The sequence below is a fragment of the Pseudarthrobacter sp. MDT1-40-2 genome (assembly GCF_059383595.1).
The window spans coordinates 48328-61150 of the sequence record NZ_JBWZCL010000001.1; the positions used below are offsets into that span (position 1 = coordinate 48328).

At 62.7% G+C, this 12823-nt stretch carries 10 protein-coding genes; 2 read left to right on the plus strand and 8 right to left on the minus strand.

The genetic code is table 11. The features are described from left to right. Window positions 1-123: 123 nt before the first annotated feature. Window positions 124-1866: a 2-isopropylmalate synthase gene (gene leuA, locus AC50X5_RS00230; protein WP_494974214.1), complete on the minus strand. Its 1743-nt coding sequence runs from the start codon at window positions 1864-1866 to the stop codon at window positions 124-126. A 252-nt stretch (window positions 1867-2118) separates the two neighbouring features. On the opposite strand from leuA, the gene AC50X5_RS00235 reads away from it, so the two are divergent. Continuing rightward, window positions 2119-4071 carry a M13 family metallopeptidase gene (locus AC50X5_RS00235; protein ID WP_494974215.1) on the plus strand — a complete coding sequence of 651 codons (1953 nt, stop codon included), beginning with the start codon at window positions 2119-2121 and terminating at the stop codon, window positions 4069-4071. A gap of 30 nt (window positions 4072-4101) precedes the next feature. Here AC50X5_RS00235 and AC50X5_RS00240 read toward each other — a convergent pair whose 3' ends face one another. The 5 genes from AC50X5_RS00240 to AC50X5_RS00260 all read right to left on the minus strand — a co-directional run bounded on the left by AC50X5_RS00240 (window position 4102) and on the right by AC50X5_RS00260 (window position 9611). After that, window positions 4102-5694, minus strand: a complete 1593-nt coding sequence (locus AC50X5_RS00240; RefSeq protein WP_494974216.1) for an LCP family glycopolymer transferase — start codon at window positions 5692-5694, stop codon at window positions 4102-4104. Window positions 5695-5784: 90 nt separating this feature from the next. Further along, window positions 5785-6744 (minus strand): GTPase Era, encoded by a 960-nt coding sequence (era, locus tag AC50X5_RS00245; RefSeq protein ID WP_494974217.1) that lies wholly within the window; start codon window positions 6742-6744, stop codon window positions 5785-5787. Next, window positions 6728-8059, minus strand: a complete 1332-nt coding sequence (locus tag AC50X5_RS00250; protein WP_494974218.1) for a hemolysin family protein — start codon at window positions 8057-8059, stop codon at window positions 6728-6730. The genes era and AC50X5_RS00250 overlap by 17 nt, the downstream gene beginning before the upstream one ends. Then, complete coding sequence (gene ybeY / locus AC50X5_RS00255; RefSeq protein ID WP_494974219.1) at window positions 8056-8529, minus strand: rRNA maturation RNase YbeY; 474 nt, start codon at window positions 8527-8529, stop codon at window positions 8056-8058. Before ybeY ends, AC50X5_RS00250 begins: the two co-directional genes overlap by 4 nt. Then, window positions 8526-9611, minus strand: a complete 1086-nt coding sequence (locus AC50X5_RS00260) for a PhoH family protein (protein WP_494974220.1) — start codon at window positions 9609-9611, stop codon at window positions 8526-8528. Before AC50X5_RS00260 ends, ybeY begins: the two co-directional genes overlap by 4 nt. Window positions 9612-9956: 345 nt before the next feature. Between AC50X5_RS00260 and AC50X5_RS00265 the strand changes: the two genes are divergently transcribed. After that, the gene (locus AC50X5_RS00265) at window positions 9957-10907 is read left to right on the plus strand and encodes a GerMN domain-containing protein (protein WP_494974221.1); all 951 of its coding nucleotides are present in this window, start codon (window positions 9957-9959) and stop codon (window positions 10905-10907) included. A gap of 14 nt (window positions 10908-10921) precedes the next feature. Here AC50X5_RS00265 and AC50X5_RS00270 read toward each other — a convergent pair whose 3' ends face one another. Together AC50X5_RS00270 and dnaJ are read right to left on the minus strand one after the other, a co-directional pair. Continuing rightward, on the minus strand, window positions 10922-11689 hold the full coding sequence (locus tag AC50X5_RS00270; protein ID WP_494974222.1) for a 16S rRNA (uracil(1498)-N(3))-methyltransferase: 768 nt from the start codon (window positions 11687-11689) through the stop codon (window positions 10922-10924). A 2-nt stretch (window positions 11690-11691) separates the two neighbouring features. Beyond that, the gene (dnaJ, locus tag AC50X5_RS00275; RefSeq protein ID WP_494974223.1) at window positions 11692-12819 is read right to left on the minus strand and encodes a molecular chaperone DnaJ; all 1128 of its coding nucleotides are present in this window, start codon (window positions 12817-12819) and stop codon (window positions 11692-11694) included. Between the last annotated feature and the right edge of the window lie 4 nt (window positions 12820-12823).

The following is a 12823-nucleotide window of genomic DNA, read 5'->3' on the forward strand; positions in this document are numbered from 1 at the left end:
CTTCCCACTCTCAGGGACCAAAGCCCGCCCCGACGGCAGCGTGCCGCCGGATGGCTCCGACGGCACGCTGATGCTTGCGGCTGTATTCGGTCTTCTGTTCCCGACTTCCGCAGATGTCAGGGGCTAACCGGACTGGGCGTCACGGACGGCGCGGTTGACTGCCGAGATTACTGCCTTCAGCGAAGCCGTGGTGGTGTTGGCATCGATGCCCACACCCCAAAGAACCCGTTCCCCCACGGCACATTCAACGTAGGCCGCAGCCAACGCGTTGCCGCCTTCGGACAGTGCGTGCTCGCTGTAATCGAGGACTCTGACGTCCACGCCGTCCTGGCCGAGGATGTCCAGCAGTGCGGCGATGGGGCCGGTTCCCTTTCCGGTGCGCCGGACCTGCGCGCCATCCACGCCCAGGTTGGTGCTCAGGGTCAGGCCGCCGTCCTCATCCGTTTCGGTGCTGATGGCTCCCAGCGAGTAGCGTCCCCACTGGGTATCCGGGTCGCTGGACGGCAGGTACTCATCCTGGAAGTGCTGCCACAGCTGTGCACCGCTGACCTCGCCGCCAACGGTATCCGTACGCTTCTGGATCACACCGGAGAACTCGATCTGCGCGCGGCGGGGCAGGTCCAGGCTGTGCTCGTTTTTGAGCAGGTACGCCACCCCGCCCTTGCCGGACTGCGAATTCACCCGGATCACGGCCTCGTAGCTCCGGCCCAGGTCCTTGGGGTCAACGGGGAGGTACGGTACGGCCCAAGTGAAGTCGGCGACGTCCTTTCCTGCTGCCGCCGCCTCCTTCTCCAGCGCCTCAAACCCCTTTTTGATGGCATCCTGGTGCGAACCGGAGAAGGCGGTGAACACCAGGTCCCCGCCATAAGGAGCACGTTCCGGGACTGGCAGCTGGTTGCAGTATTCCACCGTTCGGCGGATGTCATCGATGTCGGAGAAATCAATCATGGGGTCAATGCCCTGGACGAACATGTTCAGGCCCAGGGTAACCAGGTCGACGTTGCCGGTGCGTTCGCCGTTGCCGAACAGGCAGCCCTCGATGCGGTCCGCGCCGGCCAGGTAGCCAAGTTCGGCTGCCGCCACGCCGGTTCCACGGTCGTTGTGCGGGTGCAGCGAGAGGATGATGCCCTCCCGGGGGTGTAGGTGGCGGCTCATCCACTCGATGGAATCCGCGTAGACGTTGGGCGTGGCCATTTCCACTGTGGCGGGAAGGTTGATGATGACCTGCCGGTCAGCAGACGCTTCGAAGACATCCGCTACTGCATTGCAGACCCTGACCGCATAGTCCAGTTCGGTGCCCGTGAAGGACTCCGGCGAGTACTCGTAGGTGATATGGGTGTCCACCAGTGTCTCTTCATACTTCTTGCACAGGCGCGCGCCCTGCAGCGCGATGTCGAGGATGCCGTCCTCGTCCTGGTTGAAGACCACGCGGCGCTGCAGCACCGAGGTGGAGTTGTAGAGGTGGACGATGGCTTGCTTGGCACCCACCAGGGACTCGTACGTCCGCTCGATGAGATGCTCCCGGGCCTGCGTCAGCACCTGGATGGTGACGTCGTCGGGGATGTGGTTGCCCTCGATCAGCTGCCGGACAAAGTCGAAGTCGGTCTGGGACGCGGACGGGAACCCGACCTCAATCTCCTTGTAGCCCATGCGCACCAGCAAATCGAACATTTTCATTTTGCGGGCCGGGCTCATGGGATCGATCAGTGCCTGGTTGCCGTCGCGCAGATCCACCGCGCACCAGCGCGGGGCTTTGGTGATGAGCTTGTCCGGCCAGGTGCGGTCAGGCAGTTCGACAGTGATCTGGTCCTGGAACGGCTGGTACCGGTGGGCAGGCATTCCTGAGGGCTTTTGTGCGTTTCGCATGGTTATGGGTGGCCTTTTCTCTGGTTCAACTTTGAAAGGGTGGCCGGGCAACACAAACTCCGCAGCGAGGGTGGGCCTGAGCTAGATAGCTTCTGAGGCCTCGCCGCGGCAGCTAAGAAGGAGCAGGTCTGCGCGCACATTTCGAGAGTAGCATGCGTGCGTAAGATGAAGGGGCAGGTTCACCGCAACGTCCACCCTTCAGACGCTGCACGGCCCGGATCCGGCCGCAGCCCGTCCCTCCAAGGAGCTTCAGTGCCCATTTCGGGAATCGACCTCGCCAACATCGACTATGGCGTCAGACCCCAGGACGACCTCTACCAGCATGTAAACGGGACCTGGCTGAGAGGCACTGACATCCCGGATGACCGCCCGCTGGAAGGCACTTTTACCGCACTTCGTGATGGTGCCGAGCTGGCGGTGAAGCAAATCATCCTTGACGCTGCAGCTAAAGCGGCTGAAGCCACCGGCATTGAGCGCAAAATCGGAGATCTCTACAACAGCTTCATGGATGAGGCCACTATCGAAGCCAAGGGAATAGCTCCCATCAGCCAGCGACTGGCCGATGTCTTCGCAACGAACGATATTGGTGAACTCATCTCGCTGGCAGGCAGGCTGTTCCGTTCGGACGTTTCCGGGCTGTTCCACCTCTATCCCGCCCCCGACGCCGGGAATCCCGACCGGGTGCTGCTCTACATCGGGCAGGGCGGACTGGGCCTGCCCGACGAATCGTATTACCGGGAAGCGAAGTTTGCCGAGGTTGTTTCTGCCTACCGGGCGCACATCGCGGCAATGTTCAAGCTCGCCGACCACCCGGATCCGGAGGACGCCGCTGCCCGCATCGTCGCGCTGGAAACGCAGCTGGCTTCACATCACTGGGATAACGTGACGCTTCGCGATCCGCAAAAGACCTACAACCTCCTGACGGCCGAGGCCGCCGCCGGCCTCTTCCCGCCCCTGGATTCCTGGTTCAGCGCCGCCGGCGTCGGCCCGGACAAGCGGCAGGAACTCGTGGTCAGCACTCCCGATTTCTTCTCCGGCGCAGCGTCGCTGCTGCAGTCCGAGCCCCTTCAGGCTTGGCAGGAGTGGTTCGCCATGCGGGTCATCGGCTCTGCCGCACCCTATCTTTCGGCGGCATTCGTGCAACAGAACTTCGCCTTTTACGGCACCACACTGAGCGGCACGCCCCGGAACAAGGACCGCTGGAAGCGCGGGGTCGGCGTCGTGGAGGCCGCCCTCGGTGAGGCCGTGGGACAAATCTACGTGGCACGGCATTTCCCGGAAACACACAAGGCCCGCATGCAAACTCTGGTGGACAACCTCATTGAGGCCTACCGCGAGAGCATTACCGGACTGACGTGGATGGGCGACGCAACCAAAGCCGAGGCGCTGCGAAAACTGGATGCCTTCCGCCCCAAGATTGGCTTCCCGGACGAATGGATCGACTATTCCGATGTGGACATCGATCCCGGCGACCTGCTGGGGAACGTCGAGCGGGCCCACAATGCCGACGTCGACCGCCACCTCGACGAGGTAGGCAAGCCGGTGGACCGGAACAAGTGGCTCATGACGCCGCAGACCGTCAACGCCTACTACCACCCGATGCTTAACGAGATCGTCTTCCCGGCCGCCATCCTGCAGCCGCCATTCTTCACCGCCGACGCCGACGACGCCGTCAATTACGGCGGAATCGGAGCCGTCATCGGGCACGAGATCGGCCATGGCTTTGACGATCAGGGTTCCCAGTTCGACGGCGACGGGGCCTTGCGCAACTGGTGGACAGAGCAGGACCGGGCGGCGTTCGAGAAACTGACTGCCCGGCTGGTTGCCCAGTTCGATGCCCTGTCCCCCTACGCGGCGCCCGGCCATCACGTCAACGGCAAACTTACGCTCGGGGAAAACATTGGTGACCTCGGCGGCCTCACCATCGCCTACAAGGCCTACCTCATCAGTCTCCAGGGCAAGGAACCGGACGTCCTGGACGGGCTGACCGGCCAGCAGAGGTTCTTCGCTTCATGGGCGGCCGGCTGGCGCCAGGTCATCCGGACCGAGGAAGCCATCCGCCGGCTTGCCACGGACCCGCACTCCCCCAATGAGTTCCGCACCAACGCCATTGCTAAAAACCTCGACCCGTTCCACGAAGCGTTCGACGTCAAGGAAGGCGACGGCATGTGGATGCCGTTAGAAGAGCGGGTCAGCATCTGGTAGCCGGCTGCCGCCCTTCCTCATTGACGGGGGTCAGCCCCGGTCGATGAGGAAGGGATTAACCTGCTGGCAGACCACATCGCTGGCGGTCTGGTTAACGACGTCGGGTGGCAGGGCTACGGCCCCGTACTGCGGTCCGGCAGCAAAATCCGTGCCAACATACAGCTGTACGCCGTAGACGCTGGTGGAGGCGATGAGCTGGGTGTCCGGAATGCCGAACAGGGCTCCTACGTCCGCTGCAACATCAGCGAATTCGGCGCTGTAATAAATCACCGTTTGTTCCACCGGGGCGGCGGCAGCTTCAGTGAGCTGCGTAAATCCTCCCGTAATCAACGCTGCGGAGATTTCCTGGTATCGCGCGGGAGCCCCGGATCCGTTGGCTACTGACACAGGCTGCAGCGCCTTGTCGTACACGGCCTCGGAGGGTTGTTCGACCGGTGGTATCGACTCGGCTGCAGTGGGACCAGCCGTGGGTTCACCGGTGGGCGCAGGCGCCGGGCTCTCCGAACCCGTGGGATCGGTCAGGTCAACGTCCTCACGCAGAGCTGCAAACAGCTGCGACGCCGCCGGCTGAGCCAGATCGAGGCGGTTCGGATCCAAGACACTTGGGCCAGTGGGTACGGCTACGAAGGCGACTTTACTGATGTCGATATCCTTGAGGCGGCTGCCGGCCTTGACCAAGGCTGCCGGAGAAGCAAAGCCTTCGTCCAGGGTCAGATTCCGCGTAACAACGTCTGCAATGTTTAACACTTTTGCCGGGTCGGACAAGGTGCCGTCGTCCTTGACCTTACGGGTCAGGGACGACAGGAAGGCCTGCTGGGCCTTGATCCGGCCCAAGTCACCGCCATCTTCAAAGGCATGGCGGCTGCGGAGCCAGGAGAGTGCCATCTCGCCTTGGACCGATGACGTTCCTGCCGGCAGCCGCAGCCTGGAATCCGGATCGTAGACAGGATCGCTGACGCAGACCTCGACGCCGCCCACCGCGTTGGAAAGCTCCGTGACGGCATTGAAGTCGGCCATCATGAAGTGGTCCACTTCCAGGCCGGTGAGTTGGTTCACGGTGTCCACCGCGCAGCCGATGCCTGCCTGGGCCATGGCCTCGTTGATCATCGCCCCGGTGCGCGCCGGATAGGTAGTCCCCGTCTTGCGGTCAGTACATTCGGGGATGTTCACCAGGAGATCCCGGGGAAAGCTGATGACGCTGACGCGGGAATTGTCTGCCGAGATGTCCATCATCATCATGACGTCGGACTGGCCGTAGCCTGTTGAGTCCTCAACGCTGCCGTATTGGGCGTTGGCGCCGTCCCGGGTGTCCGATCCGAGAATGAGGATCTGCATACGGTCGGTGGCCTCATCGATACTGTCCGCTGCCGCACCTCCAGCGTTCAGCGGGGCTGTGTTGAGATTAGACTGCAGCCGGATGAACCAGTACCCGGCGAACACAACAGCTGACAGCAGGGCAAGGGACGCCACCCAAGTAACAACTTTGAGCCAACCGGGCATTTCCCGGTTCTTCCCGAGATGCCTGGCAGCCCCGACGGCGGTTGTTTCCGTGTGCTTGGAGAACTGTCCGCTGCCCTTCGGTATGTCAGCACCGTCATCGCCAGTTGCGCGGCCTTGCCCCACGTTTACGTCCCTTTCTTCAGAACCAAATTCGGCTTATCCTAGCCTTCAAGGCTGGGAGAATGCCGGAAGCCCGGCCGCGCCGGCCCCCTTCTAGAAGCCGAGCTTCACCAGCTGTTTCGGGTCCCGCTGCCAGTCCTTGGCCACTTTGACATGAAGATCAAGGTAGATTCGGGTCCCCAGCAAGGCTTCGATTCCCTTCCTGGCGTTGGTGCCTACCTCGCGCAGGCGGCTGCCGCCCTTGCCGATGATGATCGCCTTCTGCGACGGCCGTTCAACGTACAGGTTCACCCTGACGTCCAGGAGCGGGTTGTCCTCCGTGCGGCCTTCCCTGGGGAGGATCTCCTCCACCACCACGGCCAGAGAGTGCGGAAGCTCATCCCGGACGCCTTCCAGTGCTGCCTCACGGATGAGTTCGGCCACCATCACGGCCTCAGGCTCATCAGTCAATTCACCGTCCGGGTACAACGGCGGAGACGGCGGCATGTGGCCGATCAGGATGTCGGCAACGGTGGAGACCTGGAAGCCATCGGTAGCGGAAACGGGCACGATGTCCCGCCAGCCCTCTTCGCCCAGGACGTCGCGGCCAAGTCCGGCGACGGCGAGCAACTGCTCAGTAAGCGCCTGCCTGTCGACGGTGTCTGCCTTGGTCACGACTGCCACTATCGGTTTGTTGCCGACAGCCGCCAGTTGGGCTGCGATGTATTTGTCGCCGGGCCCGATTTTCTCGTTGGCCGGCAGGCAGAACCCAATGGCATCCACCTCGGAGAGGGTATCCGCCACGAGATCGTTCAGGCGCTTTCCCAGCAATGTCCGCGGACGGTGCAGTCCCGGCGTATCCACCAGGATGAGTTGGGCATCCTCACGGTGGACGATGCCACGGATGGTGTGCCGGGTGGTCTGCGGCTTGGCCGAGGTGATGGCTACCTTGCTGCCTACCAAGGCGTTGGTCAGCGTGGACTTGCCGGCGTTCGGGCGTCCCACGAGCACGGCGAATCCCGCCCGGTAGCCACCGAAATCATCGGGCTCGGTGGGCTTATTCTTCTTGCTCATGTGGAACTCCCTGCTGGGTTAATGCTGTCTTGTGAAAGTGCTCGGTTGATTCGGCATAAGATTCGGGAACCCGGGCTGCAATTATATGACTGACCCGGTTACGGCGGCCTTCCAGCCGCTCGGCCCGCAGGGAGATTCCGCCGACCTCCACGGAGCTGCCAACGATTGGCACGCGGCCCAGCGACTTCGCGAGCAGCCCGCCAACGGTATCCACTTCATCGTCCTCAAGCTCGATGTCGAACAGTTCACCGAGGTCATCGATGCCCAGGCGGGCGCTGACCCGGTAGGAACCGTCCTCGAGTTCCACGGCCTCGGCAGACTCGGTGTCGTACTCGTCAACAATCTCGCCGACGATTTCCTCGATGAGGTCTTCCAGCGTTACCAGTCCCGCTGTGCCTCCGTACTCGTCGATGACAATGGCGACGTGCGTTGATTCCTTCTGGAGTTCCTTGAGGAGATCACTCACCGGCTTGGATTCCGGCACGTAGCGCACCTCCCGGGCCAGCGCCTCGACCGGCGGAATGGCGTCCCCTGCACCGCTGTGGTGAAGGACGGCGGCCACATCCTTGAGATACACGATCCCCAGGATGTGATCGTTGTTTTCGCCGATGACCGGTATCCGCGAATAGCCCGAGCGAAGGAAAAGCGACATTGCATCCTTCAGGTCTGCGCCGGCCTCAATACTCACGATGTCCGTGCGCGGCACCATGACAGCCCTGACGAGAGTGTCGCCGAAGTCGAACACGGACTGGATCATCTCCGCTTCGTCGTCCTCAATGACGTCCGATTCTGTGGCCCGGTCCACCAGCTCACGGAACTCCTGCTCACTGAAGAAAGCTTCATCTCCACCTGGTGCGCCCGGCGCGGCAGCACTGCCAATGCTCACCAGCCAACCGGGCACAGGGCCCAGGACCATGGTCAGCGAGCTGATCAGCGGGGCAGTAAAACGGGCCACGCCCACCGCGTGCAGGCGGCCGATCTGGCGGGGCGAAACTCCCACAATCACAAAGCCCAGGAGCGCCATGATGCCCGTAGCTGCCAGGCCTGCGAGCCAGACGTTATGGAGGATGCTGTGCAACAACACCGCGACTGCGACAGCGGAGGCCATTTCAAACCAGATCCGCCAGAAACGCAGGGCCCGGATGTGGGCGACAGGCTGGGCCAGGATGCGTTTCATAGCCTTGCCACGGCCATTGGTCAGGAACGCCTCGGCATCATGGCGGGGCAGGAAGTTGAAGGCCGCCTCTGCCGCGGTAAGGACTGCTGCGGCACCAAGAAAAACGAGCGCCATGACGACCAGGAAAAAAATGGTCATTGTGTAGTCTCTGCCGGCGCTTCCTTGCCCGTAAACCCGGCGAGCAGTTCCCGCTGAAGGCCGAACATTTCAACCTTCTCCTCCGGCTCGGCATGGTCGTAGCCAAGCAGGTGGAGGATGCCGTGTGTCGTCAGGAGCAGCATTTCATCCTGGGTGGAGTGTCCCGCATTGCGCGCCTGGTCTTCCGCTACCTGCGGGCAGATGGCGATGTCGCCCAGCATGCCTTGCGGCGTCAGCCGCCCGGGAGCACCAGGCGTCAGCTCGTCCATGGGGACGGACAGCACGTCGGTGGGCCCCGGCTCGTCCATGAGCTCCAGGTGCAGCTTCTCCATGGCGGTCTCGTCCACCAGCAGGACGGACAGCTCTGCCTGGGGGTGGATGTATAGCTGTTCGAAGATGTAGCGCGCCAGGGCCACAAGCTGGTTCTCGTCGACAGGAATCCCGGATTCGTTGTTGACTTCGATGCTCATACTTTGGCTCCTCCGGTCTCCCTGGACCGTGCCGCCTTCTGCTCCTGGACGTCATCCCAGTCGCTGTACGCCTTGACGATGTTGCCCACCAGCCGGTGGCGTACGACGTCGGCCGCATCAAGGATGGAGAAATTGACGTCGTCAATGCCAGTGAGTATCTCCTGGACGATCCGCAACCCGGACCGGCTACCGGTGGGAAGATCCACCTGAGTAATGTCGCCCGTTACCACCATCTTGGAACCGAATCCAAGGCGGGTAAGGAACATCTTCATCTGCTCCGGGGTGGTGTTCTGCGCTTCATCGAGGATGATAAAGGCGTCATTGAGCGTACGGCCGCGCATATAGGCCAGCGGGGCGACTTCAATGGTGCCTGCGGCCATCAGCCGGGGGATGGATTCCGGATCAATCATGTCGTGCAGGGCGTCGTAGAGCGGCCGGAGATAGGGGTCGATCTTGTCGCTCAAGGTACCTGGCAGGAAGCCAAGCCGCTCGCCGGCCTCGACTGCAGGCCGGGTGAGGATAATACGGCTGACTTCCTTTTGCTGCAGCGCCTGCACCGCTTTGGCCATGGCGAGGTAGGTCTTGCCCGTACCTGCCGGACCGATGCCAAAAATGATGGTGTTGGCATCTATGGAATCCACGTAATTCTTCTGGTTCAAAGTTTTTGGCCGAATGGTGCGGCCGCGGCTTGAAAGGATGTCGTGTGTCAGGACGTCCACGGGGTTCTGCGTGGACTGCGACTTCAGCAGGGCAACCAGTTGCTGCAGCACGTCGGGGCTGATGGTGGTCCCCCGCGCAACGAGGCCGCGGACCTCCTCAAGCAGGCGCATGATGCGCGGCACGTCCGCTGTAGGGCCCGCAATGGTGAGCTCATTGCCGCGGACGTGGAAGTTGACGGACGGGAACTGTTCTTCGATGAAACGGAGCGCCTCATCATGGCTGCCCAACGACTGGACCATCTGGTCGGAATTCTCGAAGTAGACCACTTCCGTGCGAATACCGGGCAAGGTGTGCGGGAATTCCCCTGTGCTTGGCTCGCCGGGGCTGACGCTGCGGCGTTTTCCGTTGGATGATTCAGTCATGGTGACGGCCAGCAGGCCTTGGGTTCCTCCCGTTGAATACTGACTCTGGAACGTTCCTCCATCTTACGCCAGTGAGCCGGCCCCGGCAGCCCTGGAAGCAACGGGCCGGGTGCCGAAATGATTCGGTGATCAGGTATCAACTTCATATCAGCCTCATATCGTTCCCGTTGCAGTTGTTGGCAGAGTCCGGAATCCACGAGTCCCGGCCGGCGGTGTATGTAATGCTGGAAAGCGTCTCTTCCGGCCGAGCGGACATCGCTGCGTCACCGTGAATGGACGTGGACGAATCCGGACGAACCAACGAGCAGAACGAAAGGCACTCCCATCAAGGATCGACGCATCGCTGTGCCTGTGGCGGCAGCCGGCAGGACGCAGCCCCCGGGCCTGTTTCGCCGCGCCGCCGCGTTGGTTGCGGCGATCCCGTTGGCCGTGGCCATGTCCTCCTGTGTGGCCGGTCCCGCCTCGCGATCGGCAACTTCCCCGGGTGCTCCCGGTCCGGGCTATTCCACATTGTCCGTGCCGGCGTCGAACGCCCCGCTGGAAACGACGCAATCGTCCAACAAAGCGCCCATCTACTGGATCGGCCGAAGCGGTGAGCATGTCTTCCTGTACAGGGAATTCCGCGACGTCCCCGAACAGGACAATCCCGTGACCCGGGCGCTCCGGGCGATGATGTCGGAGACGCCCCTTGACCCGGACTTCTTCACCTCCTGGCAAAATCCGAAGGAACTGGAAACGTCGATTTCCGGCCAGAACATCATTACCGTTGACGTCTCGGAAGACGCTTTCAACAGCACCCTGGATGCCGGAATGGCCGAACTCGCCGTTCAACAACTGGTGCACACCGCGACAGCAGCCGCGGCGAGTTCAGGCCTGGTGGACACCAGCCAGCAAATCCAGGTTGTGGTGTTAGTGGACGGACACCCTGATTATCAAGCCTTTGGCCACATCCGGCTTGGCGCGCCAATGGCCAGGACGGCAGGCCTCGTTGCGCCAATCTGGATCATTGATCCGCAGGAAAACGCCAACGTGCCCAGCGGCACCGTGAAATTAACGGGTCGAAGCACGGACCAAGGCGACCGCCTCCGCTGGCAACTGCTCCGGGAAAGCAACGGACAATCCAGCATCTATCTGAGCGGCGAAACCACCAGCGCGGCGGATGCCGGTTCGGCCGGGCTGTTCTCCCTGGACCTGACCTTGGAACGGGGAACGTACCAGCTGCGGGTCTCGCGCATTGACGTCGAATCGACGGAGCTTTCCCTGTATACGGACACCCGAAAGTTCAACGTCGGATAGCGGCGGCCCAGGGACTACCAGCGGCCCAGAATGTCATTGGCCACTACGGCAGCGGCAGGCCCTGCCGTCGAGGACCGGAGCACGTGGTGGCCCAGCAGCGCAGTGACCGCACCGGCATCGCACAACCGGGTCACTTCCCGGGCAGCGATCCCGCCCTCCGGTCCGACTATCAACAGGATTTCGCCACTGGGAGTCGGCGCGGTGCGGCTGGTCCAGTCCTCAAGAACTGACCGTAGCGGCCGGACGGCATCCTCATGCAGGATCACTGCAAGGTCGGCCGCCGCCGCCCGCCTGGCCAGTCCGGCGGTGTCGACGATTGATTCGACGCCCGGGATCCAGGCACGACGCGCCTGCTTGGCCGCGGCTGCTACCACCGACTCCCACTTGGCATGAGCCTTTGCCGCACGATCTGCCTTCCAGCGGACGATGGAACGTTCGGATTGCCAGGGAATTACGCCATCGATGCCCAGTTCAGTGGCCATCTCGATGGCAAGCTCGTCCCTGTCTCCTTTGGCAAGTGCCTGTACCAACACCAGCCGGACGGCAGGTTCTGGTTCAGCGGTTACCGTGAGGCAGTCGATGCTCAACTCCCCGGGGGCGGCAGTGGCCACCGTTCCGCTGATGCGGTTGCCACTGCCGTCGGCGAGGTCAACCGGCTCGCCGACGGCAAGCCTCTTGACGGTCACCGCATGCCTTGCCTCCGGGCCCTCCAGGACGAAGGTCGAACCCGGCCGGACGTCCGCAAGAGCACCCTTCGGGGTGAAGAAGACAGGGTTGGTCATTGCTAGAGGTTGCCCAGCCGGTCACGCAGTTTGGCGAACACGCCTCCACTGGCCGCGAGTTTCCCCTCGGTGAACTGCTCGCCGCGAAGCTTCGCCAACTGGCGCAGGAGGTCCTCCTGGGTGGCATCGAGCCTCGTTGGAGTGTCCACCTGGAGGTGCACCTTGAGGTCACCACGGCCGTAGCCGCGCAGGTGCGTGACGCCGAGTCCACGGAGTGTGATGATCTCACCGGACTGCGTACCGGCCTTGACGTCGATCTCCTGAATGCCGTCAAAGGTCTCGAGGCTGATTTCCGTCCCGAGGGCCGCAGCGGTCATGGGGATGTTGAGGGTGGCGTGGAGATCGTCGCCATCCCGGACGTAGGTGGAATCGCTATTAACGCGGATCTCGACATAAAGGTCACCGGCCGGACCGCCTGCCGGACCGGCTTCGCCCTGCCCCGACAGCTGGATACGGGTACCCGTGGCTACACCAGCTGGAACCTTGATGGTGATGGACCTGCGGCTCCTGATCCGCCCCTGGCCGTTGCATTCGTTGCAGGGGTCCTTGATCACGGTACCGAAGCCTTCGCAACTGCCGCACGGTGCCGCCGTCATGACCTGTCCCAGGATGGACCGGACAGCCCTTTGGATCTGGCCGCTGCCGCCACAGACGTCGCAGCGTTCCGGGGAGGTGCCTTCGCGGCAGCAGCTGCCATCGCACGTGGGGCAGACGACGGCGGTATCGACTTCCAGCTTCTTGTTGACGCCGAATACGGCGTCGCGGAGGTCAATGCGGACGCTGATCAAAGCGTCCTGCCCACGACGCACCCTGGAGGCGGGTCCGGCCGTGCCACCGGCACCGAAGAAGGTGTCAAAGATGTCCTGGAACGCGAAGCCCTGGCCGGCGTACTGGCCTCCGCCAAAGCCGTTGTCGGTGCCGTTCTCGTTACCGGTGGTGTCGTAGACCCGGCGCTTTTGCGGATCGGAAAGAACCTCGTAGGCATGCGTGACCGCCTTGAACCGGTCAGAGGCGTCCTCGCCCGGGTTGACGTCCGGGTGAAGTGTCCGTGCCAGCTTTCGGTAAGCCTTCTTGATTTCCTCCCCCGTGGCTTCCGGTGAAACCCCAAGGACGTCGTAATGGCTGCTCAAGTCT